The organism is Paracoccus simplex, from assembly GCF_042648325.1.
GTDB classification, from domain to species: domain Bacteria; phylum Pseudomonadota; class Alphaproteobacteria; order Rhodobacterales; family Rhodobacteraceae; genus Paracoccus; species Paracoccus simplex.
Genome location: NZ_JBHRXE010000025.1, coordinates 30,317 through 55,305, shown reverse-complemented (window position 1 = coordinate 55,305; position 24,989 = coordinate 30,317). Strand labels below are relative to the sequence as shown.

27 protein-coding genes are annotated in these 24,989 nt (G+C 68.6%); 20 read left to right on the top strand and 7 right to left on the bottom strand.

Features of this window, described 5'->3' with window-relative positions; all coding sequences use genetic code 11:
• The first annotated feature begins 21 nt into the window (after positions 1 to 21).
• Positions 22 to 1,761 (top strand): gamma-glutamyltransferase, encoded by a 1,740-nt coding sequence (ggt, locus tag ACFOMP_RS10490; RefSeq protein ID WP_289894390.1) that lies wholly within the window; start codon positions 22 to 24, stop codon positions 1,759 to 1,761.
• On the opposite strand, the gene ACFOMP_RS10485 is transcribed toward ggt, so the two are convergent.
• Positions 1,755 to 2,102: a DUF488 domain-containing protein gene (locus ACFOMP_RS10485; RefSeq protein WP_019352972.1), complete on the bottom strand. Its 348-nt coding sequence runs from the start codon at positions 2,100 to 2,102 to the stop codon at positions 1,755 to 1,757. The two genes, ggt and ACFOMP_RS10485, sit on opposite strands and share 7 nt — an antisense overlap.
• A gap of 112 nt (positions 2,103 to 2,214) precedes the next feature.
• Between ACFOMP_RS10485 and ACFOMP_RS10480 the strand changes: the two genes are divergently transcribed.
• The 13 genes from ACFOMP_RS10480 to ACFOMP_RS10420 all read left to right on the top strand — a co-directional run bounded on the left by ACFOMP_RS10480 (position 2,215) and on the right by ACFOMP_RS10420 (position 14,174).
• Positions 2,215 to 2,919 (top strand): CoA transferase subunit A, encoded by a 705-nt coding sequence (locus ACFOMP_RS10480; RefSeq protein WP_379030178.1) that lies wholly within the window; start codon positions 2,215 to 2,217, stop codon positions 2,917 to 2,919.
• Positions 2,919 to 3,563, top strand: coding sequence for a 3-oxoacid CoA-transferase subunit B (locus ACFOMP_RS10475; RefSeq protein WP_379030175.1), 645 nt, complete (start codon positions 2,919 to 2,921; stop codon positions 3,561 to 3,563). The genes ACFOMP_RS10480 and ACFOMP_RS10475 overlap by 1 nt, the downstream gene beginning before the upstream one ends.
• A gap of 89 nt (positions 3,564 to 3,652) precedes the next feature.
• Complete coding sequence (locus tag ACFOMP_RS10470) at positions 3,653 to 4,225, top strand: hypothetical protein (RefSeq protein WP_379030172.1); 573 nt, start codon at positions 3,653 to 3,655, stop codon at positions 4,223 to 4,225.
• 36 nt (positions 4,226 to 4,261) lie between these two features.
• The gene (gene ybgC, locus ACFOMP_RS10465; protein WP_379030169.1) at positions 4,262 to 4,666 is read left to right on the top strand and encodes a tol-pal system-associated acyl-CoA thioesterase; all 405 of its coding nucleotides are present in this window, start codon (positions 4,262 to 4,264) and stop codon (positions 4,664 to 4,666) included.
• Positions 4,667 to 4,765: 99 nt separating this feature from the next.
• On the top strand, positions 4,766 to 5,461 hold the full coding sequence (gene tolQ, locus ACFOMP_RS10460) for a protein TolQ (protein ID WP_289894385.1): 696 nt from the start codon (positions 4,766 to 4,768) through the stop codon (positions 5,459 to 5,461).
• Position 5,462: 1 nt separating this feature from the next.
• Entirely contained in the window at positions 5,463 to 5,927 is a 465-nt protein-coding gene (locus ACFOMP_RS10455; RefSeq protein ID WP_289894384.1) for an ExbD/TolR family protein, read from the top strand.
• Positions 5,920 to 7,464: a protein TolA gene (locus tag ACFOMP_RS10450; protein ID WP_289894383.1), complete on the top strand. Its 1,545-nt coding sequence runs from the start codon at positions 5,920 to 5,922 to the stop codon at positions 7,462 to 7,464. Before ACFOMP_RS10455 ends, ACFOMP_RS10450 begins: the two co-directional genes overlap by 8 nt.
• A gap of 76 nt (positions 7,465 to 7,540) precedes the next feature.
• A complete protein-coding gene (gene tolB / locus ACFOMP_RS10445) occupies positions 7,541 to 8,851 on the top strand; it encodes a Tol-Pal system beta propeller repeat protein TolB (protein ID WP_379030209.1) in 1,311 nt (436 codons plus the stop codon).
• A 22-nt stretch (positions 8,852 to 8,873) separates the two neighbouring features.
• Positions 8,874 to 9,383: a peptidoglycan-associated lipoprotein Pal gene (gene pal / locus ACFOMP_RS10440; protein WP_379030164.1), complete on the top strand. Its 510-nt coding sequence runs from the start codon at positions 8,874 to 8,876 to the stop codon at positions 9,381 to 9,383.
• Complete coding sequence (locus tag ACFOMP_RS10435; protein ID WP_379030161.1) at positions 9,383 to 10,333, top strand: tetratricopeptide repeat protein; 951 nt, start codon at positions 9,383 to 9,385, stop codon at positions 10,331 to 10,333. The genes pal and ACFOMP_RS10435 overlap by 1 nt, the downstream gene beginning before the upstream one ends.
• Complete coding sequence (gene tilS, locus ACFOMP_RS10430; RefSeq protein WP_379030158.1) at positions 10,323 to 11,561, top strand: tRNA lysidine(34) synthetase TilS; 1,239 nt, start codon at positions 10,323 to 10,325, stop codon at positions 11,559 to 11,561. Before ACFOMP_RS10435 ends, tilS begins: the two co-directional genes overlap by 11 nt.
• Positions 11,562 to 11,621: 60 nt before the next feature.
• A complete protein-coding gene (gene ftsH, locus ACFOMP_RS10425; protein WP_379030206.1) occupies positions 11,622 to 13,520 on the top strand; it encodes an ATP-dependent zinc metalloprotease FtsH in 1,899 nt (632 codons plus the stop codon).
• 336 nt (positions 13,521 to 13,856) lie between these two features.
• Positions 13,857 to 14,174, top strand: coding sequence for a chorismate mutase (locus ACFOMP_RS10420; RefSeq protein WP_289894378.1), 318 nt, complete (start codon positions 13,857 to 13,859; stop codon positions 14,172 to 14,174).
• Between the two features lie 132 nt (positions 14,175 to 14,306).
• Here ACFOMP_RS10420 and ACFOMP_RS10415 read toward each other — a convergent pair whose 3' ends face one another.
• From ACFOMP_RS10415 to ruvC, 5 genes are read right to left on the bottom strand one after another with little or no spacing between them, the layout of a single operon-like run.
• Complete coding sequence (locus ACFOMP_RS10415) at positions 14,307 to 14,717, bottom strand: PaaI family thioesterase (RefSeq protein WP_379030155.1); 411 nt, start codon at positions 14,715 to 14,717, stop codon at positions 14,307 to 14,309.
• Complete coding sequence (ruvB, locus tag ACFOMP_RS10410; RefSeq protein WP_379030152.1) at positions 14,710 to 15,735, bottom strand: Holliday junction branch migration DNA helicase RuvB; 1,026 nt, start codon at positions 15,733 to 15,735, stop codon at positions 14,710 to 14,712. The genes ACFOMP_RS10415 and ruvB overlap by 8 nt, the downstream gene beginning before the upstream one ends.
• Positions 15,732 to 16,637, bottom strand: a complete 906-nt coding sequence (gene htpX / locus ACFOMP_RS10405) for a zinc metalloprotease HtpX (RefSeq protein WP_379030149.1) — start codon at positions 16,635 to 16,637, stop codon at positions 15,732 to 15,734. Before htpX ends, ruvB begins: the two co-directional genes overlap by 4 nt.
• Before the next feature lie 4 nt (positions 16,638 to 16,641).
• Entirely contained in the window at positions 16,642 to 17,316 is a 675-nt protein-coding gene (ruvA, locus tag ACFOMP_RS10400) for a Holliday junction branch migration protein RuvA (protein ID WP_379030146.1), read from the bottom strand.
• 10 nt (positions 17,317 to 17,326) lie between these two features.
• Positions 17,327 to 17,821, bottom strand: a complete 495-nt coding sequence (gene ruvC / locus ACFOMP_RS10395; protein WP_289894373.1) for a crossover junction endodeoxyribonuclease RuvC — start codon at positions 17,819 to 17,821, stop codon at positions 17,327 to 17,329.
• A 121-nt stretch (positions 17,822 to 17,942) separates the two neighbouring features.
• Between ruvC and ACFOMP_RS10390 the strand changes: the two genes are divergently transcribed.
• The 6 genes from ACFOMP_RS10390 to ACFOMP_RS10365 are packed head-to-tail and all read left to right on the top strand — an operon-like array spanning position 17,943 to position 23,921.
• Positions 17,943 to 20,783 carry a monovalent cation/H+ antiporter subunit A gene (locus tag ACFOMP_RS10390; protein ID WP_379030142.1) on the top strand — a complete coding sequence of 947 codons (2,841 nt, stop codon included), beginning with the start codon at positions 17,943 to 17,945 and terminating at the stop codon, positions 20,781 to 20,783.
• Entirely contained in the window at positions 20,783 to 21,166 is a 384-nt protein-coding gene (locus ACFOMP_RS10385; protein ID WP_289894371.1) for a Na+/H+ antiporter subunit C, read from the top strand. Before ACFOMP_RS10390 ends, ACFOMP_RS10385 begins: the two co-directional genes overlap by 1 nt.
• Positions 21,163 to 22,773, top strand: a complete 1,611-nt coding sequence (locus tag ACFOMP_RS10380; protein ID WP_379030139.1) for a monovalent cation/H+ antiporter subunit D — start codon at positions 21,163 to 21,165, stop codon at positions 22,771 to 22,773. Before ACFOMP_RS10385 ends, ACFOMP_RS10380 begins: the two co-directional genes overlap by 4 nt.
• Positions 22,770 to 23,261, top strand: a complete 492-nt coding sequence (locus ACFOMP_RS10375; protein ID WP_379030136.1) for a Na+/H+ antiporter subunit E — start codon at positions 22,770 to 22,772, stop codon at positions 23,259 to 23,261. Before ACFOMP_RS10380 ends, ACFOMP_RS10375 begins: the two co-directional genes overlap by 4 nt.
• A complete protein-coding gene (locus ACFOMP_RS10370) occupies positions 23,258 to 23,527 on the top strand; it encodes a K+/H+ antiporter subunit F (RefSeq protein ID WP_019351523.1) in 270 nt (89 codons plus the stop codon). The genes ACFOMP_RS10375 and ACFOMP_RS10370 overlap by 4 nt, the downstream gene beginning before the upstream one ends.
• Before the next feature lie 10 nt (positions 23,528 to 23,537).
• A complete protein-coding gene (locus tag ACFOMP_RS10365) occupies positions 23,538 to 23,921 on the top strand; it encodes a Na+/H+ antiporter subunit G (RefSeq protein ID WP_019351522.1) in 384 nt (127 codons plus the stop codon).
• A 187-nt stretch (positions 23,922 to 24,108) separates the two neighbouring features.
• On the opposite strand, the gene dapA is transcribed toward ACFOMP_RS10365, so the two are convergent.
• Complete coding sequence (gene dapA / locus ACFOMP_RS10360; RefSeq protein ID WP_289894368.1) at positions 24,109 to 24,984, bottom strand: 4-hydroxy-tetrahydrodipicolinate synthase; 876 nt, start codon at positions 24,982 to 24,984, stop codon at positions 24,109 to 24,111.
• Positions 24,985 to 24,989: the final 5 nt, after the last annotated feature.

Below are 24,989 nucleotides of genomic sequence, written 5' to 3'. Positions count from 1 at the left end.
AAGGGTTGAGCGGAGGGCGCCATGAAAGATCGAATCGTCGGAATGGGCCGGGTGTCGGCTGTCATGCTGGCCGGCTGCGTCGGGCTGCCTGCGGCTGCGCAGGAGGCTGCGATCTTCGACGCGATGGACCGGATTCATCCGGTCTGGGCGGAAAGCGGCATGGTCTCGGCGCAGGAGCGGCTGGCGGCCGAGATCGGCCGCGACATCATGGCCAGGGGCGGGAATGCGGTCGATGCGGGCGTGGCGGTGGCTTTTGCCCTGGCCGTCACCCTGCCGCGCGCCGGCAATATCGGCGGCGGCGGTTTCATGCTGGTGCATGATGCCGAGACCGGCCAGACCCATGCCATCGACTATCGCGAGATGGCCCCCAAAGGCGCCTCGCGCGACATGTTCCTGGACGCGGCGGGCGAGGCCGACAGCGAGAAGTCGCTTTACAGCGGCGCAGCCTCGGGTGTGCCGGGAACCGTGGCGGGGATGAAGCTGGCGCTGGACAGATACGGCAGCATGGACTGGGCCGAGGTCATCGCCCCGGCGATCCGGCTGGCCGAGGAGGGCATCACCGTCACCCCGGAGCTGGCCGACAGCATCGAGGCCGGGCGCGAGCATCTGGAGAAGTTCCCCTCGAGCGCCGCGATCTTCTTCAAGGAGGGCGGCGCGGCTTACCGGCCCGGCGACCGGCTGGTGCAGGCCGATCTGGCGAAGACGCTGAAGAAGATCGCCGCCGAAGGGCCGGACGGCTTCTACAAGGGCGAGGTGGCCGAGGCCATCGCCAAGGCGGTGCAGGGGGCGGGCGGGCTGATCACCGTCGAGGACATGGCCGCCTACAAGCCCGTGGAACGCCAGCCGGTGCTGGGCAGCTATCGCGGCTATGACATCGTCTCGATGCCGCCGCCCTCCTCGGGCGGGGTGCACCTGATCCAGATCCTGAACGCGCTGGAGGGCTATCCGGTCGGGGCGCTGGGGCAGAATTCCGGCGAGACCATCCATCTGATGGCCGAGGCGATGAAGCTGGCCTATGCCGACCGCTCGGAATATCTGGGCGATCCCGATTTCGTCGATGTGCCGGTCGCGGCGCTGACCAGCAAGGATTACGCGGTCGAGATGCGCCGCAAGATCAGCGCCGATTTCGCCACGCCCTCGGTGATGATCAGGCCGGCGGACCTGGCGCCCTATGAATCCGACCAGACCACGCATTTCTCGGTGGTGGACAAGCAGGGCAACGCGGTCTCGAACACCTATACCATCAATCTCAGCTACGGATCGGGGCTGGTGGCGGCGGGCACCGGCGTGTTGATGAACAACGAGATGGACGATTTCTCGGCCAAGCCCGGCGTGCCCAATGCCTTTGGCCTGGTCGGCGGCGATGCCAATGCGGTCGAGCCGGGCAAGCGGCCGCTGTCGTCGATGACGCCGACCATGGTGCTGAAGGATGGCAAGGTCTGGCTGGTCACCGGCTCGCCCGGCGGGGCGCGGATCATCACCACGGTCTTGCAGGTGGTGATGAACATGATCGACCACGGCATGAACGTCGCCGAGGCCTCGACGGCGCCGCGCGTCCATCACCAGTGGCTGCCCGACGAGCTGCGGGTCGAGGAGGGGATCGGCCTGGATACCGTCCGCATCCTGCAGGCCAAGGGCCACACCGTCGCGGTCAAGGAGGCGATGGGCTCGACCCAGTCGATCATGCGCGACCCGGAGACGGGGACGCTTTACGGCGCCTCGGACCCGCGCCGGCCGGATGCGGCGACGCTGGGCTATTGAGCGAGATAGTCGCGCAGCGCCACCGCGTTGTTGTGCTGCTGGTCATGGGCTGCGTAAAGCAGGGTGACGGGGCCTTTCCTGGCCAGTTGGCGCAATGCGCGCACCGGATCCGGGTTGGCGTCGAGTTCGGCCGCGTAGCGGCGGCGGAACTCGTCCCATTTCGCGGGGTCATGGCCGAACCAGTGCCGCAAGTCGTCCGAGGGGGCGATCTCGCGCAGCCAGAGATCCGCCCCAAGCGCCTCGCGGCTGAGGCCGCGTGGCCAGAGCCGGTCGACCAGCACCCGGTGACCCTCGTCCGGGGCGGCGGGATCATAGGCGCGGCGAATGGAAATCGCAGGCATCGCATTCTCCTTTCGCAACAAAATTCCTGGTCGCGCTAACGGGTTCCCGGCGCGTTGACTCGGTTTTGGATTGTGTCCACAACTGGCGCGTCCAACACGGGGAGAGGGTTGCATGAAGAAGGTCTATGCGAGCGCCGAGTCTGCTCTTGACGGCCTGCTGACGGACGGGATGCTGATCGCGGCCGGGGGCTTCGGGCTTTGCGGCATCCCCGAGCTGCTGATCGAGGCGATCCTGAAGGCGGGGACCAAGGAGCTGACGGTGGTCAGCAACAATTGCGGCGTCGACGGCTTCGGCTTGGGCAAGCTGCTCGACACCCGGCAGATCCGCAAGATGGTCTCCTCCTATGTCGGCGAGAACGCCGAGTTCATGCGGCAGTATCTCTCGGGCGAGCTGGAGCTGGAGTTCAACCCGCAGGGCACCCTGGCCGAGCGCATGCGGGCCGGCGGCGCCGGCATCCCGGGGTTCTACACGAAAACCGGGGTCGGCACGGTGATCGCCGAGGGCAAGGACCACAAGGATTTCGACGGCGAGACCTATATCCTGGAACGCGGCATCGTCGCGGACCTGGCGATCGTCAAGGGCTGGAAGGCGGACGAGTCGGGCAATGTGGTGTTCCGCAAGACCGCGCGCAACTTCAACGTGCCGGCGGCGAAATGCGGCCGGATCTGCGTCTGCGAGGTCGAGGAGATCGTGCCGACCGGCAGCCTCGACCCCGACGGCATCCACCTGCCGGGGATCTATGTCCACCGCCTGTTCCAGGGGCAGCACGAGAAGCGCATCGAGCAGCGCACCACTCGCAAGAAGGAGACCGCGTGATGGCCGCCGAAATCAAGGGCTGGGACCGCAACCGGATGGCGGCGCGGGCCGCGCGGGAGCTGCAGGACGGCTGGTATGTGAACCTCGGCATCGGCATTCCGACGCTGGTGGCGAACTACATCCCCGAGGGGGTGCATGTGACGCTGCAATCGGAAAACGGCATGCTGGGCATCGGGCCGTTTCCGTTCGAGGGCGAGGAGGACCCGGACCTGATCAACGCCGGCAAGCAGACGGTGACCGAGCTGCCGCAGACCGCCTATTTCGACAGCGCCGAGAGCTTCGCGATGATCCGCGGCGGCAAGATCGCCATGGCGATCCTGGGGGCGATGGAGGTGGCCGAGAACGGCGACCTGGCGAACTGGATGATCCCGGGCAAGCTCGTGAAGGGCATGGGCGGGGCGATGGATCTGGTCGCCGGTGTCGGCCGGGTGGTGGTGGTGATGGACCACAGCTCGAAGCATGGCGAATCGAAGGTGCTGAAGGCCTGCACGCTGCCGCTGACCGGGCAGAAGGTGGTCAATCGCATCATCACCAATCTGGGCGTGCTGGATGTGGTCGAGGGCGGGCTGAAGATCGTCGAGCTGGCGGACGGCGTCAGCGAGGACGAGCTGCGCGCCGCGACCGAGGCGACCATCGTCGGGTGACGCCCGCGAAGGGAGGGGGCTGTCCGCCCCCTCTTGCGGCTTTGCCGCAATTCACCCCCGAGGGTATTTGCAAAACGGAGAAAGACCGGATGGCGTTCGATCCTCAGGCCATCGAGGCGCTGTTTACCCGCGACGGCCGCTATCTGTGCGCGCGCTGGGGGCGGCCGGTGGCGCCGGTCGTCTTCGGTCTGGCCGACGAGAGCCTGCCGATCTTTCGCGAGGCCCTGCGGGCGGTGCTGACCCATGCCGGCCAGCCCATGGCCGAGACCGATCCCGAGATGGGTGCGAATCTGATGACCTTCTTCGTGCGGGATTGGGACGAGCTGGGCGGGCTGCCCGACCTTGACCGGCTGACCGGCCAGTCGGGCTTGCCCGAGCGTCTGAAGGCGGGGTCGGCAGACCAGTACCGGCTGTTCCGTTTCGACGCCGACGGGGCGATCCGCGCCTGCCTGACCTTCGTCAACATGGGCGGGGCGCTGGCCGATTCCCATCCCGGCCAACTGGCCGAGACCCTGGCGGTGCGCGCCATGCTGACCTTTGCGCGCGACGTTGTGCCCTCGGCCGAGCTGGCGCGGCTGATCCGCGCCGCCTATGATCCGGTCATGCCGGCGGTCGCCACCGATGCCGCGCATGCGCTGCGTCTGGCGGCGCGGCTGTCCTGAGCGCGGCGGCCCAGTTTGCGAACCAGCGAGGCTGTCATGCACAGGTTTCCGATCCGCGTCTATTACGAGGACACCGACCTGGCGGGGATCGTCTATTATGCCAACTACCTGAAATTCATCGAGCGCGGGCGTTCGGAATGGCTGCGCCTGCTGGACGTCGACCAGGGCGCGCTGCAGCGCCAGGGCTTCGTCTTTGCCGTGCGGCGGGTCGAGGCGGATTACCTGGCCCCCGCCCGCTTCGATGACCTGCTGGAGGTCGAGACCGTGCTGCGGACGCTGAGCCCGGCGCGCATCGTCCTGGACCAATGCGTCCTGCGCGGCGGGCAGGCGCTGTTCCGGGCCTGCGTCACCGTCGCCTGCCTGGCCGCCTCGGGGCGGCCGGCGCGGATTCCGGGCGCGGTGGCGGCGCGGCTGCAGGAAGCGGCCATCGCGGGGCGCTGACGCAGAATTGACGTCACCAGGGTTTTTCCCCCTGGGCCGATCTGCTAGTTGCGCTGGCAGAAGCCGCGCCGCAGCGGCCCAAAGGACAGGCCTAAATTCATGGAACAACTCGCCGGAACCGGGCAGCCGGTCGATTTCTCGCTGATCGCGCTGTTTGCGCGCGCCTCGCTGACCGTCCAGATCGTCATGGTGATCCTGATCCTGGCCTCATTCTGGGCCTGGGCGATCATCATCCAGAAATTCATCGCCTTCAACGCCGCCCGGCGCGAGGCCGACCGGTTCGACCGCGCCTTCTGGTCGGGCCAGCCGTTGGACGATCTTTACGATCGCATCGGCGAAACCCCCTCGGGTCCGGCCGAGCGCATCTTTGCCTCGGGCATGACCGAGTGGCGGCGCAGCCACCGCGACGACGGCAACCTGATCGCCGGCGTGACCGCGCGCATCGACCGCGCCATGAACGTCACCATCAATCGCGAGAACGACCGGTTGACCCGCGGCCTGCCCTTCCTGGCTACGGTGGGCTCGACCGCGCCCTTCATCGGCCTGTTCGGCACCGTCTGGGGCATCAAGACCGCCTTCGAGGAGATCGCCATTTCGCAGAACACCTCGCTGGCCGTGGTGGCGCCGGGCATCGCCGAGGCGCTGGTGGCAACCGCGCTTGGCCTGCTGGCGGCGATTCCGGCGGTGATCTTCTACAACAAGCTCAGCGCCGATGCCGACCGCATCACCGGCGGCTACGAAAGCTTCGCCGACGAGTTCTCGACCATCCTGTCGCGCCAGCTGGACGACGAATAAGATGGGGGCCGGGGTCGTCAAACGCACAAGCCGCGGCAAGGGCCGCGCCCGCAGCCAGCCGATGGCCGAGATCAACGTCACGCCCTTCGTGGACGTGATGCTGGTGCTGCTGATCATCTTCATGGTGGCGGCGCCGCTTCTGACCGTGGGCGTGCCGCTGGAACTGCCCAAGACCGCCGCCCAGGCCGTGCCCGCCGAACCCGAGGAGCCGCTGAGCGTCTCGGTCACGCCCGAAGGGCCGATCCTGGTCATGACCAGCGAGGTGCCCGAGGATCAGCTGGTCACCCGGCTGCGCGCCGTCGCCGCCGAGCGGCAGAGCGACAAGATCTACCTGCGCGCCGACGGCTCGATCCCCTATGCGCGGATCATGGAGGTGATGGGAGCGCTGAACGCGGCCGGTTTCAACAACATCGTCCTGGTGACCGAGGCTGGCGGGCCGCGGATGGACGCAGGCGCGGATGGCTGAAGCCATGGATCGGGCGGAACGCATCGGTTTCTGGGTCTCGGGCGTTGCTCATGCCGGGCTGCTGGGGGCGGCGCTGGTCGGCGGCGCGCTGTTCCGGCCGCAGCCGCTGGAGGCCGTGCGCATGGCCGAGGTCGCGACCATGTCCGAGGCGGAGTTCCAGTCACTGGCTGCCGCGGCCGCCGGGCGCGGCCCGGTGTCGGATTCCGCCGCCACCACCCCGGCGCAGCCGCGCCCGCCCGCTGACGAGAACCGGCTGGGCGAGGTCGAGGCCACCAGCCCTCCCGCGCCGGACGGGCAGGCGGCCGAGCTGACCCAGCCCTCGGACCGGCCCGAGGCGCGTCCGGACCTGTCGGATTTCCAGACGCCCGACCGGCCGGTGGCCGTGGTGACCGACGCACCGCAGCCGTCGCAGCCCGAGAATTCGGTCGAACTGGCGGCATTGCCGCAGACCAGTGACCGGCCTGATCCGGCGCGCAACCCGGCGCAGCCGCAATCCCCGGCGCCGATCCCGCAGCGCTCGACCTTGGCGCCGGTTGATTCCGCCCGCCCGCACGGCCGGCCCGAGGGGCTGGCCGAGGCGGTGCAGGCCCGGCGGCAGGCGGCCGAGGCAGCGCGCCAGCGCGAAATCGCCCTGGCCCGTCAGGCCGATGAGGCCGCCGCCGAGCAGGCCGCCGCCGAGAAGGCACAGAAGGACGCCGCCCGCCGCGCCGCCGAGGAGCGCGCGAAGGAGGAACGCCGCGAAGCGGCGCGCCAGGCCGAGGATGCCGAAGCCGCCCGCCGCGCTTCGGAGGCCAGGGAACGCGCACGCCGCCAGGCCGAGGCCGAGGCGACCGAAAAGGAAACGGCCGCTGCGGAACGCCGCGCCGCCGAGAAGAAGGCCGCCGAGAAGAAGGCTGAGGCCGAACGCCTGGCCGCCGCCGAGAAGGCGGCCGAAAAGGCCGCCGCGGAAAAGGCTGCCGCCGAGAAGAAGGCGGCCGAGAAGAAGGCGGCCGAGGCCAAGGCCCGCAAGGAGGCCGAGGAAAAGGCCGCCGCAGAAAAGGCTGCGGCCGAGAAGAAGAAGGCGGCCGAGAAGGCCGCCGCCGAGGCCAAGGCCCGCAAACAGGCCGAGGCCGAGCGCAAGGCCGAGGCCGCCAAGCAGGCCGCGCTGGAAGAGGCGATGAAGGACGAGGGCTCGGCCGGGTCGGGCGGCGGCGGTGCGGCTGCCAGCGGCCCGCCGCTGAGCCAGGGCGAGAAGGACGGCTTCCGCGTCGCGGTCGAGCAATGCTGGAACCGCGGCTCGCTTTCGACCGAGGCCAGCCGCACCACGGTTTCGGTGCAGTTCGCGATGGCGCCGGACGGCTCGGTGGAAAAAGGCTCGCTGCGCATGATCGGCCATGACGGCGGTTCGGATGCGGCGGCGAAACAGGCCTATGAGGCGGCGCGTCGGGCGATCCTGATGTGCGAGCGCGGCGGCTACAAGCTGCCGCCGGAGAAATACAACCGCTGGAAGGATGTCATCATCGACTTCAACGCCAGCGGGGGCGCGCGGGTCAAGTGACATGGCATCCCGGCGCATGACACTCTATTCTGCAACCAAGACCTTACGAGGGCGATTCATGTTGCGACAATTCCTGATGACTTCCGTGATGGCCCTGGCGGGTCTGGGGCTGGCCGCGCCGGTTCTGGCGCAGGACGGACCCCTGCGGATCGAGATCACCGACGGGGTCATCGAACCGATGCCCTTCGCCATCGCGCAATTCCACGACGAGGGCGGCGCCGGCGAATATCTTCAGCAGGTGCAGAACCTGATCGCCGCCGACCTGACCGGCACCGGCCTGTTCCGCGAGATCCCGGCCAGCGCCCATATCGCCCGGCCGGAAAGTTTCGACGCGCCGGTCTCCTATGAAGATTGGAAGGCGATCAATGCCCAGGCGCTGATCACCGGCGCCGTCAGGGTCGAGGGCGGCAAGGTCGTCGTCAAGTTCCGGCTGTTCGACGTCTTCGCCGGCCAGCCGCTGGGCGACGGCATGCAGTTCGACGCCTCGACCGGCAACTGGCGCCGTGCCGCGCACAAGGCGGCCGATCAGGTCTATTCGCGGCTGACGGGCGAGGGCCCGTATTTCGACAGCCGCGTCGCCTTCGTGCAGGAAAACGGCCCCAAGGACGCGCGCCGCAAGCGCATCGGCATCATGGATTACGACGGCGCCAACGTGAAATGGCTGACCGACGATTCCACGCTGGTGCTGAAGCCGCGCTTCTCGCCCGACGGTTCGCGGCTGCTTTACACCAGCTACGCCACCGGCTTCCCGCAGGCGATGATGATGGACGTGAACTCGCTCTCGGTGCGGCAACTGAGCGGCGGCCAGCAGGGCACGATGAGCTTCTCGCCCCGCTTCTCGCCGGATGGGCGCTGGATCGTCTACTCGCTGGAACAGAACGGCAATAGCGACATCTACCAGATGGACGCGGCCTCGGGCGCGCAGCGGGCGCTGACCAACGCCCCCTCGATCGAGACCTCGCCCAGCTACAGCCCGGACGGCAAGCAGATCGTCTTTGAAAGCGACCGCTCGGGCTCGCCGCAGCTCTACATCATGGGCGCCAATGGCGGCGAGCCGAAGCGGATCAGCTTCGGCGAGGGGCGCTACGGCACCCCGGTCTGGTCGCCGCGCGGCGACATGATCGCCTTTACCCGCCAGGTCGGCGGAAAATTCCACATCGGCGTCATGCGCACCGATGGTTCGGAAGAGAAAATGCTGACGGAATCGTTCCTTGACGAGGGCCCGACTTGGGCCCCCAATGGGCGCGTCGTGATGTTCACGCGGGTGACGCCGGGCGGCGACGGCCAGCCGCGCCTGCATTCGGTGGATATCACGGGGCGCAACATGCGCCCGGTCAAGATCAATGGCGCAGCCTCGGACCCCGATTGGGGCCCCTTGCTGCCCTGAAGTGCGTGAGATGGACAGGATTATGAAAACTTTCATGAAAATTGCCGCAGTCGGTGCCATTCTCGCGCTGGCGGCCTGCGCCCGGCCGGCGCAGGACATGCAGGTCCAGGACCCTTATGCCGGGGCGGGCGGCGCGTCGGGCGTCGGCTCGACCGCGCTGCCGGGCAGCGCCGAATATTTCAAGGCCAGCGTCGGCGACACCGTGCTGTTCCCGCTGGACCAGTCCACCCTGACGCCCGAGGCGCGGGCGATCCTGGCCAACCAGGCAGGGTGGCTGAGCCAGAATGCCGGCTTCTCGGCCGTGATCGAGGGCCATGCCGATGAGCAGGGGACCCGCGAATACAACCTTGCCCTGGGCGCCCGGCGGGCGAACTCGGTGCAGGAATACCTGATCTCGCAGGGCATCGCGGCCGGCCGGCTGCGCACCGTCAGCTATGGCAAGGAACGGCCGCTGGCGATCTGCTCGACCGAGGAGTGTTTCACCAAGAACCGCCGTGCCGTGACCGTGGTCAGCCCCGGGGTGGGCATGTGATGGTCGGAGGGGTTTTCCGGGGACTGGTTCTGGCGGCGGGCTTCGTCCTGGCCGCCTGGCCGGCCGCGGCGCAGGACGCGCGGACCCTGGCCGATATCCGGACCGAGCTGAACCAGCTTTCGAGCGATCTGCAGAACCTGCGCGCGCAGCTCGTCGCCTCGGGGCCTGCCGGCTTCGCGGCCGCGGGCGGTGACAGCGCCATCGACCGCATGAATGCCATGGAGGCGCGGCTGGCGCAGCTGACCGGCCAGACCGAGCAGCTGCAGAACCGCATCGACCGCATCGTCAAGGACGGCACCACCCGCATCGGCGACATCGAATTCCGCCTGTGCGAGATGGAGGAGGGCTGCGATCTTGGCAGCCTGACCACGCCGTCGCCGCTGGGCGAGCAAGGGGGGGCGGCGCCGCTGCCGTCCTCGGATCAGCAAGGGGCGCTCGCGCCCGCCAAGACCCCTTCGGCCGGGGCCGCCACTGCGGCGGAAAAAGCCGATTTCGACCGGGCCCGGGAGGTGCTCGGTCAAGGTGACTTTCACCGTGCTGCGCAGCTCTTTGCGGCCATCGCCAAGACCCATGCCGGTGGTCCACTGACCGCCGAGGCGCTGTTCCTGCGCGGGGCGGCGCTGGATGCCGCCGGCGATCTGGAAGGCGCCGGCCTGGCCTGGCTGGAAAGCTTCGCCGCCAATCCGGACGGACCGCAGGCGGCCGATGCGCTGCTGGGCCTGTCGCGGGCCATGTCCGCCAAGGGCGGACCGCAGGAAGGCTGCTTCTATCTGCAGGAAATCACCAACCGCTTCCCGGACTCGCCCCAGGCGGCCGAGGCGGAGAAGCGCAAGGCCGCCGTCGGCTGCGAAGCGCTGATCGAAGGCTCGGTCGGCGATGCGGAGGACGGCATGGCCGCGGAAGAGGCCCTGGACCCCGAGGCCGCCGCGGACCTGGCGGATGGCGGCTGACCCCGCCGCGGTCGAGGCGCGCGTCCATGCCGCGCTGGACCGCCTGGCCGGAGACCTGCCCTCGCTGGGGATCGCACTGTCGGGCGGCGGCGATTCCACGGCACTGATGCATCTTGTCCATCGTTGGGGCCGCGCCCGCCTGAGGGCGGCGACGGTCGATCACGGGCTGCGCCCGGGCTCGGCCGCCGAGGCGCGGCAGGCCGGGCTTGCGGCCGGCGTGCTCGGCATCCCGCACGAGACCCTGGTCTGGACGACCCGCGCGGGCGGCGGCAACCTGATGGCGGCTGCCCGCCAGGCGCGCTTGCGGCTGCTGGCGGATTGGGCGCGTCGCCACGGGCTGGCCGCGGTGCTGCTGGGCCATACGCTCGACGACCAGGCCGAGACCCTGCTGATGCGCCTGAACCGCGGCGCCGGGGTGGACGGGTTGTCGGCCATGGCCGAGACGCGCCGTGCCTGCGGCATGGTCTGGTTGCGGCCGATGCTGGGTGCCAGCCGGGCCGAGCTGCGGCAATGGCTGACCGCGCGCGGGCTGGTCTGGGCGGACGACCCATCGAACGAGAACGCGGATTTCGAACGTGTCCGCATCCGCAAGGCCATCGCGACGCTGGGTCTGCCACTGCAACAGTTGGGCCAGTCGGCGGCGAATCTCGGCATGGCACGGGACGCCTTGCAGGAGTTCGCCGCGCAGGTTTCGCAGGGGGCCGAGGTCCGGGCCGGTTCGCTGCTCCTGCCGCTGGCCCGCTTTCTGGCCGCACCGCCCGAGATTCGCCGGCGACTTCTTGTCGCAGGGCTGCGCTTCGTGACCGACGCCGATTACCCGCCCCGGCGCGAGCCGGTGCTGCAGGCGCTGGCCGCGCTGGCCAAGGGCGGGCGGCTGACGCTGGACGGGGCGATCGCCGAGGCGCGGGACGGGGCGCTGCATCTGATCCGCGAACCCGCCGCAGCCGCGCGCAGCCCGGCGGCCAGCGGCGACCCGGCGGTCTGGGACGGCCGCTGGCGGCTCTCTGGGCTGGGGCCGGGGCAAGAGGTGCGGGCGCTGGGCCACGCGCCGCTGCCGGGCCTTGGCTGGCGCGATTCGGGCCTGCTGCGCGACGAGGCTGCTGCCAGTCCCGGAATCTGGCAGGGCGGGCGGCTTGTCGCCGCGCCGCTGCTGCGTCCGGTCGCCGGCATCTCTGCCGAACCCCTGCGCGGCCTGCCGGAATTCCGCGCACTGCTCTATGTGCATTGAACCTGACGCCGGAATCCCTATTTTCACTCGAAAGCCTGTTTACCCGCGGAGGACATGCCTTTGGGCAACGCGCGCAATATCGCCTTCTGGGTCGTGCTGTTTCTGATGATCCTGGCGCTGTTCAATCTGTTCAGCGACGGATCGGCCCAGATGAACAGCCGCCAGATCAGCTATTCGGACTTCATCCAGCGGGTGGACAAGGATGAAGTGACGTCCGTCACCATCGACGGAGAGAATATCGGCATCACCGACAAGGACGGCAAGCAATACGCCACCGTCCGGCCGCAGGGCGAGGAAATCGCCGACCGGCTGATCGACAAGGGCGTCGAGGTCAAGGTCGAGCGCCAGCAGCAGTCGGGCTTCATGTCGCTTCTGGGCGTCTGGTTGCCCTTCATCCTGCTGATCGGCGTCTGGATCTTCTTCATGAACCGGATGCAGGGCGGCGGCAAAGGCGGGGCGATGGGCTTCGGCAAGTCGCGCGCCAAGCTGCTGACTGAAAAGCATGGCCGCGTCACCTTCGACGACGTGGCCGGCATCGACGAGGCCAAGGAAGAGCTGGAGGAGATCGTCGAATTCCTGCGCAATCCGCAGAAATTCAGCCGCCTTGGCGGCAAGATCCCGAAAGGCGCGCTGCTGGTCGGCCCGCCCGGCACCGGTAAGACCCTGCTGGCCCGCGCCATCGCCGGCGAGGCGGGGGTGCCGTTCTTCACCATCTCCGGTTCCGACTTCGTCGAGATGTTCGTGGGCGTCGGCGCCAGCCGCGTGCGCGACATGTTCGAGCAGGCGAAGAAATCCGCCCCCTGCATCGTCTTCATCGACGAGATCGACGCGGTCGGTCGCGCCCGCGGCGTCGGCATCGGCGGCGGCAATGACGAGCGCGAGCAGACCCTGAACCAGCTTCTGGTCGAAATGGACGGCTTCGACGCCAACGAGGGCGTCATCATCATCGCCGCCACCAACCGCAAGGACGTGCTGGACCCGGCGCTGCTGCGTCCCGGCCGCTTCGACCGCCAGATCTATGTCCCGAACCCCGACATCAAGGGGCGTGAGAAGATCCTGGGCGTGCACTCGCGCAAGGTGCCGGTCGGTCCGGACGTGGACCTGCGCATCATCGCCCGCGGCACGCCCGGCTTTTCGGGGGCCGACCTGATGAACCTGGTGAACGAGGCCGCGCTGATGGCCGCGCGCATCGGCCGCCGCTTCGTCACCATGGAGGATTTCGAGAACGCCAAGGACAAGGTCATGCTGGGCGTCGAGCGCCGCAGCATGGTCCTGACCCCCGAGCAGAAGGAAAAGACCGCCTATCACGAGGCCGGCCACGCCATCGTCGGCCTGAGCCTGCCGAAATGCGATCCGGTCTACAAGGCGACGATCATCCCGCGCGGCGGTGCGCTTGGCATGGTGGTGTCGCTGCCGGAAATGGACCGGCTGAACTATCACAAGGACGAGGCCAAGCAGAAGCTGACGATGACCATGGCCGGCAAGGCGGCCGAGATCATCAAATACGGCGAGGAAGGTGTCTCGAACGGTCCGGCCGGCGACATCCAGCAGGCCAGCCAGCTTGCGCGCGCCATGGTGATGCGCTGGGGCATGTCCGACAAGGTCGGCAACATCGACTATGCCGAGGCGCATGAGGGTTATTCCGGCAATACCGGCGGCTTCTCGGTCTCGGCGGCGACCAAGGAACTGATCGAGCAGGAGGTCCATGACCTGATCGAACAGGGCTATCAGGACGCCTATCGCATCCTGATCGAGAAGGAAGAGGAATTCGAGCGCCTGGCCAAGGGGCTTCTGGAATACGAAACCCTGACCGGCGAGGATATCGGCCGGGTGATCCGGGGCGAGGCGCTGGGTGGCGACGAGAATCCGCCGGGCTCCTCGATCCCCTCGGTCAGCGCCATCCCGCGCGCGGGTGCGGCCAAGCCGGCGCCGGACGCCGCGCCGCAGCCGCAGGGCTGAACCGGCGATCCTGACAGGAAAACCCCCGGCCATCGGCCGGGGGTTTTGCATTGGCGCCAAGGGCCGGTCCGAGCGGCGCGCCGAAAATCAGAGCAGCAGAAGTGCGACGGCGCCAAGCGCCAATCCCAGACCGAAACCCACATTGATGACGAAACTGGCTGCTTTCATCCGATGACCTTTCGCAACGGGCGCGAGACGCGCCCTGGTTCCAGTTCAGGGCAAAACCCCGATTCTCGCCAGATCGTTCCGGTTTCGGCGGAAATCCGCCGATGGGTTGCGACAAATTCGCCACAGCCGGGGCTTGCGCCGGCGTGCCGGGCAGGGCATGGGTCGGGCATGAGCCGATCCGAATCCGAACTGCCCCCGAACTCCGCCATGCCCGAGCTGCGGGCGCGCATCGACGCGCTGGATACGCGGCTGGTGGCGTTGCTGGCCGAACGCTCGGCGCTGATCGACGAGGCGGCGCGGATCAAGACCCGCGAGAACCTGCCCGCCCGCATCGACAGCCGCGTCGAGGAGGTCGCCGCCAATGCCCGCCGCCTTGCCGCCGAACAGGGGCTGGACCCGGACCTGGCCGAGCGGCTGTGGCGGGTGATGATGGATCACTTCATCGCGCAGGAAGACCGCGTCCTTTCCGGCGGCGAACAGACCTAACCGCCGCGCCTTCCGGGCTTGTGACCGGCCATCCGCCCGCCTGCTTCTCCGCTGCCCCCAATCCCCTGCGGGGGTCCGGGGGCGCAAAGCCCCCGGCGCGGGGGCCCGGTCACCTCACGCAAGGTCGCGGCATCAGACCGGGATCATCGTGCCCTGCAGCATGGCGACATGCTTGCGGCTCTCGCCGGTTTCGGCCCAGATATCGGCGGCGACGACCATGATGCGGCGGCCGGGGCGGATCACCCGCCCCTCGGCCAGCAGGCGGTCCCCGACCGCCGGCGACATCAGGTTGATCTTCATCTCGACCGTCATCAGCTCGGCGCCTTCGGGCATCAGCGACAGCGCGGCATAGCCGGCCGCCGAATCGCCGATGCTGAAGGCCAGTCCGGCATGGCCCGCGCCGTGCTGTTGCAGTGCCGACGGCAAGATCGGTGCGGCGATGCTGACCTTGCCCGGCGCCACGGCCAGCAGGGTGGCGCCCAGCGTCTGCATCATGGTCTGCCGGTCGAAGCTGTCGCGGATGCGGTTGGTGGGGTCATTCATCGAACAGGCTCTCCTGCGGGCGCGGCGCGTCAAGGCCAAGGTGCCGCCAGCCCAGCCGCGCCAGCGTCCGGCCGCGCGGCGTGCGGGCGACCAGGCCCTGCTGCATCAGATAGGGTTCGATCACCTCCTCGATGGCGTCGCGGCTTTCCGACAGCGCGGCCGAGAGGGTTTCCACCCCGACCGGGCCGCCGCCGTAATGCTCGGCCATCAGCGTCAGATAGCGGCGGTCGGCGCCGTCGAGGCCCAGGTGATCGACGCCGAGCCGAGTCAGCGCCGAATCGGCGATGGCGCGGGTCAGGCGGCCGTCGCCCTCGACCAGCGCGAAATCGATGACCCGGCGCAGCAGGCGGCCGGCGATGCGCGGCGTGCCGCGGGCCCGGCGGGCGATCTCGCGCGTGCCCGCGGGTTCCGAGGGGATGCCCAGCAGGCGGGCGCCGCGGGTGACGATCAGGTCGAGTTCCTCGATGGTGTAGAATTGCAGCCGGGTCGGGATGCCGAAACGGTCGCGCAGCGGCGTGGTCAGCAGGCCGAGACGGGTGGTGGCGCCGACCAGGGTGAAGGGCTGCAGTTCGATGCGCACCGTGCGCGCGGCGGGGCCTTCGCCGATCACCAGATCCAGCTCGAAATCCTCCATGGCGGGATAGAGGATCTCCTCGACCGCCGGGTTCATGCGGTGGATCTCGTCGATGAACAGCACGTCGCGGGCTTCCAGATTGGTCAGGATCGCCGCAAGGTCGCCGGCCCGCGCCAGTACCGGCCCGGAGGTCATCTTGAAGTTCACCCCCAGCTCGCGCGCCATGATCTGCGCCAGCGTGGTCTTGCCCAGACCGGGGGGGCCGTGGAACAGCGTGTGGTCCATGGCCTGGCCGCGCATGCGGGCGCTTTCGATGAAGACGCGCAGGTTCGCCCGCGCCTCGGCCTGGCCGACGAAATCCGCCAGCATCTGCGGGCGCAGCGCCCGGTCCTCGCCGTCGTTTGCCAGCGGTTCGGGGCGCAGCATCGGGTCGGGCTGGCTCATTGCGCGCCCCAGGGGCCGGCGGGCCCGCCCGAGGCCGGCACGCGCGAGGGCGCGAGACCGCCGGCCATGGCCTGCAGCCGGGCGATGCGATCCTCGACCGGGGGGTGGGTGGCGAACAGCCGGTCCATGCGCAGCGCGTGCAGCGGGTTGACGATGAACAGCGCCGCCGAGGCCGGGTTCCGCTCGGCCGGGACGTTCACCACTTGGCCCGCCGCGCGCGAGATCTTGGCCAGCGCCCCGGCCAGCGCCATCGGCTGGCCGCAGATCTGGGCGCCGCTGCGGTCGGCCTCGTATTCGCGGGTGCGCGAGATCGCCATCTGCACCAGCCCCGCGGCCATGGGCGCGAAGATCATGGCCAGGATCGCCGCCAGCCCGCCGCCGCGATTGTCGTCGCGGCCGCCGAACATGCTGGAAAACATCAGCATGTTGCCCAGCATGGCGATGGCGCCGGCCATGGTGGCGGTCACGGTCATGGTCAGCGTGTCGCGATGCTTGATATGGGCCAGCTCATGCGCGATCACCCCGGCCAGCTCGTCGCGGCTCAGCACCCGCAGGATGCCCTGCGTCACCGCCACCGCGGCGTTTTCCGGGTTGCGGCCGGTGGCGAAGGCATTGGGCTGTTCGGTGTCCAGCACATAGATCTTGGGCATCGGCAGGCCGGCCCGCTGCGCCAGCGCCGCCACCATGTCGACCAGTTCGGGCGCCTGCTGGCGCGTGACCGGATGCGCGCCCTGCTGGCGCAGCACCATCCTGTCGCTGTTCCACCAGGCGAACATGTTGCCGGCGCCGGCGACCAGCAGCGCGATCACCGCGCCGCCCTGGCCGCCGATCAGCCAGCCCATGCCCATGACCAGCGCCGTCATGGCGGCCATCAGCACGAAGGTGCGCAGGTTTCCGGTCATCGTCTTACTCCTTGGGCGCCAGCAGCCGCAGGGCCGCGCGGATCAACGCCGCGGTCGGTGCCTCGGGTTCCCGGGCGGCCGCCTCGGCCACCGCCGAAGCGGCCTCGGACGGAGCATAGCCCAGATTTCCCAGCGCCGAGAGCGCATCCGCCGTCGCCTGCGCCGATGAGGCCGGCGCCGTCCGGGCCGGCGCCGGAGCGGCGGCGGTGGTCTCGACCGGCTCGATCTCGGCCAGCGGGCCGGGATCGACGGTCAGCGCGCCGCCCAGCGCCATCACCGCCGGGGCTTTGTCCTTCAACTCCATCACCACGCGCTGCGCCAGTTTCGGGCCGACGCCGGGCGCCTTGCGCAGCGCCGACCAGTCGCCAAGCGCCAGCGCCCGCGACAGCCCGTCTGGCCCCAGCGTGCCCAGCACCGCCAGCGCCACCTTGGCCCCCACCCCCTGCACCGAAATCAGCAGCCGGTGCCATTCCTTTTCCAGAAGCGTCGGGAAGCCGAAAAGCTGCAACAGATCCTCGCGCACCAGCAATTCGGTATAAAGCGCCGTCGCCTGCCCGGCGGGGGGCAGGCTGGCGGCGGTGCGTTCGCTGACATGGACGATATAGCCCACGCCGCGCACGTCGATCAGCACATGGTCCTGCGCCCGATGCAGGATCACCCCGGCGATGCGTCCGATCATGGCCCGACCCTCATGCGCTTGCCTTGATGCGCAGGGCGCGGCCCTGCAGGTGATGGGCGTGACAAATTGCCACGGCCAGCGCGTCCGCCGCGTCCGGCCCGGCGAACTCGACCCCGGGCAGCATGAAGCGGACCATGTGCTGGATCTGTTCCTTGGCGGCATGGCCGACGCCGACCACGGCCTTCTTGACCGCGTTCGGGGCATATTCGCCGATCTCCAGCCCGGCCTCGGCCGGGGCCAGCAGGGCGATGCCGCGCGCCTGGCCCAGTTTCAGCGTGCCCAAGGCGTCCTTGTTCACGAAGGTCTGTTCGACCGCGGCCGCATCGGGGGCGTGCCGGGTGATCACCGCGCAAAGCCCGCGATACAGCGTGGCGAGACGCGGACCCAGCTCGCCCGCTTCGGAATGGACGATGCCGTTGCCGAGATGCCGCAGGCGCGGCCCTTCGACCGCGATCACGCCCCAGCCCATGTTCCGCAGGCCGGGGTCTATGCCGATGATCTTCATGCCTGTTCCCTTTTTGCCCAGCGTTAGCACGAAAGGCGAACATCGCCTAGTTGCTTTGTCATCTGCTTGACATCGCAGGCCTCCGCCGCGAACAGAGGGGCACGAAAAGGAACGAGGGACAATGTCGCCAGCGCTGATCGCCGTGCTTCCGTTCATCGGGGCGCTTCTGCCCGGATTGCTGATCCGCTCGGGGCGCGATGTCGCTGCGGTCTCTTGCGCGACGGCAAGTTTCATCGCGCTGCTGGGGCTTTGTCTGCATATCCCGGGGATCATGGCGGGCGAGGTGATCACGGCGCGCTTTGCCTGGCTGCCCTCGCTGGGGCTTAACGCGCATTTCCGAATCGACGGGCTGGGGCTTCTGTTCGGCATCCTGATCCTGGGCATCGGCCTGCTGATCATCGCCTATGCGCGCTATTACCTGTCGCGCGAGGATCCGGTGGGTGTGTTCTACACCTATCTGATGCTGTTCCAGGGCGCGATGCTGGGCATCGTGCTGTCGGACAACATCCTGCTTTTGCTGGTGTTCTGGGAACTGACCTCGCTCTCCTCCTTTCTGCTGATCGGTTACTGGAAGCACCTGCCCGAGGGGCGGCAGGGCGCCCGCATGGCGCTGACCGTGACCGGCATGGGCGGGCTTGCGATGATCGCGGGGATGCTGATCCTGGGCAATATCGCCGGCAGTTTCGATATCTCGGATATCCTGCAGGCGCGCGAGGCGATCCAGGCCAGCCCCTATTATCTGCCGGCGCTGCTGCTGATCCTGCTGGGCGCCTTCACCAAATCGGCGCAGTTCCCGTTCCATTTCTGGCTGCCGCACGCCATGGCGGCGCCGACCCCGGTCTCGGCCTATCTGCATTCCGCGACCATGGTGAAGGCCGGGCTGTTCCTGATGGCGCGGCTGTGGCCGGTGCTGTCGGGCACGCCGGAATGGTTCTACATCGTCGCCACCACCGGCCTTGTGACCATGGTGCTGGCGGCCTGGATCGCCATCTTCCGCGACGACCTGAAATCGCTGCTGGCCTTTTCCACCGTCTCGCATCTGGGGCTGATCACCATGCTGCTGGGCTTCGGCACCGAGGCGGCGGCGGTGGCGGCGGTGTTTCACATCATCAACCACGCCACCTTCAAGGCGGCGCTGTTCATGACCGCCGGCATCATCGACCACGAGGCCGGCACCCGCTCGATCGCCCGGCTGGGCGGGCTGCGCCGGCTGATGCCGGTGACTTTCGTCATCGGCACCGTGGCGGCGCTGTCCATGGCCGGCATCCCGCCGCTGAACGGCTTCCTGTCGAAGGAACTGATGCTGGAGGAGGCGACCCATGCCGCCTGGCAGGGTCATCCCGGCCTGGTGGCGGCGATGGCGACGCTGGGGGCGCTGTTCTCGGTCTGCTATTCGCTGCGCTTCGTCTGGCAGGTGTTCTTCGGCCCCGAGCGTCGGGATTACCCGCATCGCCCGCATGATCCGGGTTTCGGCCTGTGGTCGGCCCCGGCGCTGCTGGCGGTGCTGGTGGTGCTGATCGGGCTGTTCCCGGCCGGCATGGCCGGCTGGCTGGTCGAGGCCTCGGCCAGTGCCGTCACCGGCGCGGCCCAGCATCCGCATCTGGCGCTGTGGCATGGCGTGACGCCGGCGCTGATGCTGTCGATCACCGCGCTGGTTGGCGGGGGGCTGCTGCTGGCGCTGAACCGCCGGCTGCTGGCGGCGCGGGCGGCGATGGTCTGGCCGGACGCCAAGGCGATCTTCGACGCCATCACCCGCTGCGCGGCCGGCGCGGCGGGCATCTTTACCGACCGGCTGACCAATGGCTCGATGTCGCGCGCCCTGGCCGCCTTTTCGCTGACGGTGGTGCTTTGCGGCTTCTGGGCCTTCTCGACCGGAGGCTGGCAGGGCGCGACCCGGCCGATGCTGCCCGTCGAGCCGGTGCCGCTGATCGGCTGGGTGGCCCTGATCGTGGCGACGTGCTGCATGGTGGCCTTTCACCGCCACCGCATCCTGGCGCTGGTGCTGGTCGGCATCATCGGGCTGATGGTCTCGGTCAGCTTCATCTATTTCTCGGCCCCCGACCTGGCGCTGACGCAGATCTCGGTCGAGGTGGTCACGGTGGTCCTGTTGCTGGCGGCGCTGAACTTCCTGCCCAAATTCACCGTGATCGACAGCCGCGACCGCAAGCGCGGTCTGGACGCCTTCATCGCCACCGTGACCGGGCTAGGCTTCGGGGCGCTGGCCTATGTGATCATGCGCAGCGATTTCGCCTTTTCGCCGATCTCGGAATACATGCTGGCGAACAGCTACAAGCTGGGCGGCGGCGCCAATGTCGTCAACGTGATCCTGGTGGACTTCCGCGGCTACGACACCTTCGGCGAGATCACCGTGCTGGGCATCGCCGCCCTGACCATCTTTGCCCTGACCGAGACGCTGCTGGCCGGCGCCAGCGGCCGGCGGCTGCGCAACTGGGTGCATGACAGCCGCCGAGCCGGCGACCGGCATCCGCTGATGCTGGTGGTGGCGACGCGGCTGGTGCTGCCGATCGCGCTGGTGGTCGGGCTTTATATCTTCCTGCGCGGCCACAACATGCCGGGGGGCGGCTTCGTCGCCGGTCTGGTGGTCGCCATCGCGCTGGTGTCGCAATACATGGCCTCGGGCTTTGCCTGGGCGCAGGAGCGGCAAAAGATCAACTATCACGCGCTGATCGGCGCCGGTGTCATCGCCGCCGGGCTGACCGGGATCGGCGCCTGGTTCGCCGGGCTGCCGTTCCTGACTTCGACCTATGGCTATGTGAAGCTGCCGGGGCTCGAGGAATTCGAGCTGGCCTCGGCCATGGGCTTTGACCTGGGCGTGTTCCTGTGCGTGGTGGGCGCGGTGATGCTGGCGCTGAACTCGCTGTCGCGGATCGCCCGGCAGGCGGGGGCCACGGTGAACCTGGAGCCCATGGATATCGACCCCAGCAAGGAGGCGCGGCGCTGATGGAACTGCTGCTGTCAAGCGCGATCGGGATGCTGACCGCTGCCGGGGTCTATCTGATCCTGCGGCTGCGGACGTTCGCGGTGGTGCTGGGCATGACCATGCTCAGCTATGCCATCAACCTGTTCCTGTTCTCGACCGGGCGGCTGGTGGTGAACGCGCCGCCGATCCTGCAGAAAGGGGTCGAGTTCCATACCGACCCGCTGCCGCAGGCGCTGGTGCTGACCGCCATCGTCATCAGCTTCGGCATGACCGCGGTGGTGGTGATGATGGCGCTGGGGGCATTCATCGAAGGTGGCGACGACCGCGTGGACATGCCGCGCGCCGACCGCCTGCCGGCCGATGCCGCGCCTGCCGATCGCGCCTCGGGGGATGGCGACGCATGAGCCATCTGATCATCGCCCCCGTCGTCCTGCCCGCCGTCATCGGGCCGCTGATCATCCTGTGGATGCGCAACGACCTGCTGCTGCAGCGGGTGTTCTCGGTCACCGGGACCGCGCTTCTGGTCGCGGTGGCGCTTTACCTGAATGTCCTGGCTGCCGGCGGAGACGTGCAGGTCTATCGGCTGGGCAACTGGGCCGCGCCTTTCGGCATCGTCCTGATGCTGGACCGGCTGGCGGCGCTGATGCTGCTTCTGACCGCCGGGCTGGCGCTGGCGGTGCAGCTTTACGCCATCGGCTCGGGCTGGGATCGCAAGGGCCGGCATTTCCATGCGCTCTGGCAGTTCCAGCTGATGGGCATTTGCGGCGCCTTCCTGACCGGCGATGCCTTCAACCTGTTCGTGTTCTTCGAGGTGCTGCTGATCGCCAGCTATGGGTTGATGATCCATGGCGGCGGCGAGATGCGGCTGCGCGCGGGCGTGCAGTATATCGCCTACAACCTGGCCGGCTCGACCCTGTTCCTGGCGGCGCTGGGGGTGCTCTATTCCGTCACCGGCACGCTGAACATGGCCGACATGGCGCTGCGCGTCGCGGCGATGCCGGCCGAGGACACGGCGCTGCTGCGCGTCGGCGCCGTGCTCTTGATGCTGGTCTTTGCCGTCAAGGCGGCGCTGGTGCCGCTGCATTTCTGGCTGCCCTCGACCTATGCCAATGCGCCGGGGCCGGTGGCGGCGCTGTTCGCCATCATGACCAAGGTCGGGGTCTATGGCATCATTCGCTTCTTCACGCTGGTCTTTCCGCAGGACGCCGTGACCCAGGGCGTGGCGGCCGACCTGCTGCTGCCGGCGGCGCTGTTCACGCTGGCCATCGGCCAGATCGGCATTCTGGGCACCCGCCATCTGGGCCGGCTGGCCGCTTTCGCCGCCATCGGCTCGATCGGCACGCTGATGATCGCGGTGGCGCAGTTCACCCCGCAAGGCACCTCGGCGGCGGTCTATTACATGATCCATTCGACGCTGGCGGCGGGGGCGCTGTTCCTGATCGTGGACATGATCGGCGCGCGCCGGGGCGACCTGTGGCTGCGGCTGGAGCGGGTGATGCCGGGCAACGGGCTGGTGGCGGCGCTGTATTTCACCGCGGCCATCGCCGTGGTCGGCATGCCGCCGTTTTCCGGTTTCATCGGCAAGCTCTTGGTGATGCAGGCCACCGGGGCGGCGCCGGCGATGGTCTGGATCTGGGCCACCATCCTGATCACCTCGCTGATCGCCATCTATGCCATGTCGCGGGCCGGTTCGATCGTCTTCTGGAAAAGTTTCGAGCTTGGCCCCGCCCCGGCTCCGGCGCCGGCTTCCGCAACGGCCCAACCGGCCGCGGCCGAGGCCTCGGCCCCGCTTAGCCCCAAGCTGGAACCGGACGAGCCGATCCAGGATCTTGGCGATGCGCCGGCGAACTGGCTGGCGGTGGCCTCGGTGGCGCTGCTTCTGTCGGGGATCGTCGCGCTGACCGCCTTTGCCGGCCCCGCGATGCGCTTTGCCGAGGCGACCGCCGCGCAGTTGCACAACCCCGACGCCTATGTCTCGGCGGTGCTGGAAGGGCAGGAGGACACGAAATGATCCGCCGCCTGTTCCCGCATCCCTGGCTTTCGGTCACGCTGGTCCTGGTCTGGATGCTGCTGGTCAACCGCTGGGCCGTGGGTTCGCTGGTCTTCGCCGCGATCATCGGCGTGGTGGTGCCGCTGGTCACCGCGCCCTATTGGCCGGGCGCGACCGGCTACAGCAAGCCGCAGCGCATCCCGGCCTATCTGGCCGTCGTGATCTGGGACATCGCCAAGGCGAATTTCACCGTGGCGCGCATCGTGCTGTTCATGCCGCGCCGGGCGCTTCAGCCGGCCTGGATCGCCGTGCCGCTGGACCTGCGCCGCCCCGAGGCGATCACCGCCCTGGCCGCGACCATCACCCTGACCCCCGGCACGGTCAGTTGCGACCTGTCCGAGGACGGCCGCGCCCTGCTGGTCCATGCCATGCACGCCCCCGACCCGGCGGCGGCGCTGGACGAGATCAAGACCCGCTACGAGGCCCGGCTGAAGGAGATCTTCGAATGATCGCTTACGCGCTGCTGTTCGCCTATGGCTGCTTCGGACTGGCGCTGTTGTTCTGCCTTTATCGGGTGGTGTTCGCGCCCGGCCTGTCGGATCGGGTGCTGGCGCTGGACACCATGGCGATCAACATGATCGCGCTTCTGACGCTGTTCGGCATCGACAAGGGCACGACGATGTATTTCGAGGCCTCGCTGCTGTTCGCCATGGTCGGCTTCATCTCGACCGTGGCCTATGCGAAATTCGTCCTGCGCGGCGACATCATCGAATAGGAGAGCGGGCATGATCGCGGAAATCGTCGTCTCGGTTCTGCTGGTGGTGGGCGGGTTCTTCGGGCTTGTCGGCTCCTATGGGCTGGTCAAGCTGCCGGACCCGATGACCCGGCTGCATGCGCCGACGAAATCGGCGACGCTGGGCGTGGGGGCGGTGCTGATCGCCTCGCTGATCTGGTTCCCGGCCCGGCATGGCATGCTGACCTGGCACGAGCTGCTGATCACCCTGTTCCTGTTCCTGACCGCGCCCGTCACCGGCTATTTCATCGCCAAGGCCCATATGCATCTGGGCTGGAGCCGTGATGAACTGCCCCGCCCGGCGCCCGGCAAGGACTGGGCCACCTTCGCCGACCCGGACAAGGCCAGCCTTGTCGATCGCCGGTCCGGGGATTAGCGGGCAGCGGATTACCAGGGCAGCCGGGCGCGTCGGAAGCCGGGGCGGACATCCGCCTTGCGGCAGGTATCTGTCCTGTTCGAATGTCTTGCGGGGGGCGACGCCTCCGGATGCGGCAACGGTGCCGGGCGCGGCACCAAAAAGGGGCGGAAAACCCGCCCCTGTCGTCAAGCCCGATGCGCGCCGTTCAGATCAGCCCGGCATGGGCCAGCGCCGCGTCGATGCGGGCCTTGGTGGCGTCGGTCAGCCCGACCAGCGGCAGGCGCACCCGGTCGCTGATGAGGCCCAGCCGCGACATGGCGTATTTCGCCCCGGCGACGCCCGGCTCGATGAAGATCGCCTCGTGCAGCGGCATCAGCCGGTCCTGGTAGTCCAGCGCCTTGGCATAGTCGCCGGCCAGCGTCGCCTCCTGGAACTCGGCGCAGAGCTTCGGCGCCACATTGGCGGTGACCGAGATGCAGCCGACCCCGCCATGGGCGTTGAAGCCAAGCGCCGTGGCATCCTCGCCCGAAAGCTGCACGAACTCCTTGCCGCAGGCGGCGCGCTGCTGGCTGACCCGTTCGAGCTTGCCGGTGGCGTCCTTGACGCCGATGATGCGCGGCAGCTTCGCCAGCTGGCCCATGGTCTCGGGCAGCATGTCGATGACCGAGCGGCCGGGGATGTTGTAGATGATGATCGGCAGGTCGCTGGCATCGTGCAGCGCCGTGTAATGCGCGATCAGCCCGGCCTGGGTCGGCTTGTTGTAATAGGGCGTCACCACCAGCGCCGCATCGGCGCCGGCGGCCTGGGCGTGCTGGACCAGGCCGATCCCCTCATGCGTGGCGTTCGAGCCGGCGCCGGCGATGACCGGCACGCGGCCGGCGGCCATGCGCACCACTTCCTCGATGACCTTGCGGTGTTCCTCATGGCTCAGCGTCGGGCTTTCGCCGGTGGTGCCGACGGGCACCAGCCCGTGGCTGCCCTGCGCGACATGCCAGTCGACGAGCTTTTCCAGCGCGGGGAGATCCAGCTCCCCGTCCGGGGTGAATGGCGTGACCAGCGCGGGCAGCGAGCCTTTGAACATGTGGG

Coding starts and splice junctions, on each gene's coding strand:
- ggt (WP_289894390.1), top strand. CDS start 22: ATGAAAGATCGAATCGTCGGAATGGGCCGGGTGTCGGCTGTCATGCTG.
- ACFOMP_RS10485 (WP_019352972.1), bottom strand. CDS start 2,102: ATGCCTGCGATTTCCATTCGCCGCGCCTATGATCCCGCCGCCCCGGAC.
- ACFOMP_RS10480 (WP_379030178.1), top strand. CDS start 2,215: ATGAAGAAGGTCTATGCGAGCGCCGAGTCTGCTCTTGACGGCCTGCTG.
- ACFOMP_RS10475 (WP_379030175.1), top strand. CDS start 2,919: ATGGCCGCCGAAATCAAGGGCTGGGACCGCAACCGGATGGCGGCGCGG.
- ACFOMP_RS10470 (WP_379030172.1), top strand. CDS start 3,653: ATGGCGTTCGATCCTCAGGCCATCGAGGCGCTGTTTACCCGCGACGGC.
- ybgC (WP_379030169.1), top strand. CDS start 4,262: ATGCACAGGTTTCCGATCCGCGTCTATTACGAGGACACCGACCTGGCG.
- tolQ (WP_289894385.1), top strand. CDS start 4,766: ATGGAACAACTCGCCGGAACCGGGCAGCCGGTCGATTTCTCGCTGATC.
- ACFOMP_RS10455 (WP_289894384.1), top strand. CDS start 5,463: ATGGGGGCCGGGGTCGTCAAACGCACAAGCCGCGGCAAGGGCCGCGCC.
- ACFOMP_RS10450 (WP_289894383.1), top strand. CDS start 5,920: ATGGCTGAAGCCATGGATCGGGCGGAACGCATCGGTTTCTGGGTCTCG.
- tolB (WP_379030209.1), top strand. CDS start 7,541: ATGACTTCCGTGATGGCCCTGGCGGGTCTGGGGCTGGCCGCGCCGGTT.
- pal (WP_379030164.1), top strand. CDS start 8,874: ATGAAAACTTTCATGAAAATTGCCGCAGTCGGTGCCATTCTCGCGCTG.
- ACFOMP_RS10435 (WP_379030161.1), top strand. CDS start 9,383: ATGGTCGGAGGGGTTTTCCGGGGACTGGTTCTGGCGGCGGGCTTCGTC.
- tilS (WP_379030158.1), top strand. CDS start 10,323: ATGGCGGCTGACCCCGCCGCGGTCGAGGCGCGCGTCCATGCCGCGCTG.
- ACFOMP_RS10420 (WP_289894378.1), top strand. CDS start 13,857: ATGAGCCGATCCGAATCCGAACTGCCCCCGAACTCCGCCATGCCCGAG.
- ACFOMP_RS10415 (WP_379030155.1), bottom strand. CDS start 14,717: ATGAATGACCCCACCAACCGCATCCGCGACAGCTTCGACCGGCAGACC.
- ruvB (WP_379030152.1), bottom strand. CDS start 15,735: ATGAGCCAGCCCGACCCGATGCTGCGCCCCGAACCGCTGGCAAACGAC.
- htpX (WP_379030149.1), bottom strand. CDS start 16,637: ATGACCGGAAACCTGCGCACCTTCGTGCTGATGGCCGCCATGACGGCG.
- ruvA (WP_379030146.1), bottom strand. CDS start 17,316: ATGATCGGACGCATCGCCGGGGTGATCCTGCATCGGGCGCAGGACCAT.
- ruvC (WP_289894373.1), bottom strand. CDS start 17,821: ATGAAGATCATCGGCATAGACCCCGGCCTGCGGAACATGGGCTGGGGC.
- ACFOMP_RS10390 (WP_379030142.1), top strand. CDS start 17,943: ATGTCGCCAGCGCTGATCGCCGTGCTTCCGTTCATCGGGGCGCTTCTG.
- ACFOMP_RS10385 (WP_289894371.1), top strand. CDS start 20,783: ATGGAACTGCTGCTGTCAAGCGCGATCGGGATGCTGACCGCTGCCGGG.
- ACFOMP_RS10380 (WP_379030139.1), top strand. CDS start 21,163: ATGAGCCATCTGATCATCGCCCCCGTCGTCCTGCCCGCCGTCATCGGG.
- ACFOMP_RS10375 (WP_379030136.1), top strand. CDS start 22,770: ATGATCCGCCGCCTGTTCCCGCATCCCTGGCTTTCGGTCACGCTGGTC.
- ACFOMP_RS10370 (WP_019351523.1), top strand. CDS start 23,258: ATGATCGCTTACGCGCTGCTGTTCGCCTATGGCTGCTTCGGACTGGCG.
- ACFOMP_RS10365 (WP_019351522.1), top strand. CDS start 23,538: ATGATCGCGGAAATCGTCGTCTCGGTTCTGCTGGTGGTGGGCGGGTTC.
- dapA (WP_289894368.1), bottom strand. CDS start 24,984: ATGTTCAAAGGCTCGCTGCCCGCGCTGGTCACGCCATTCACCCCGGAC.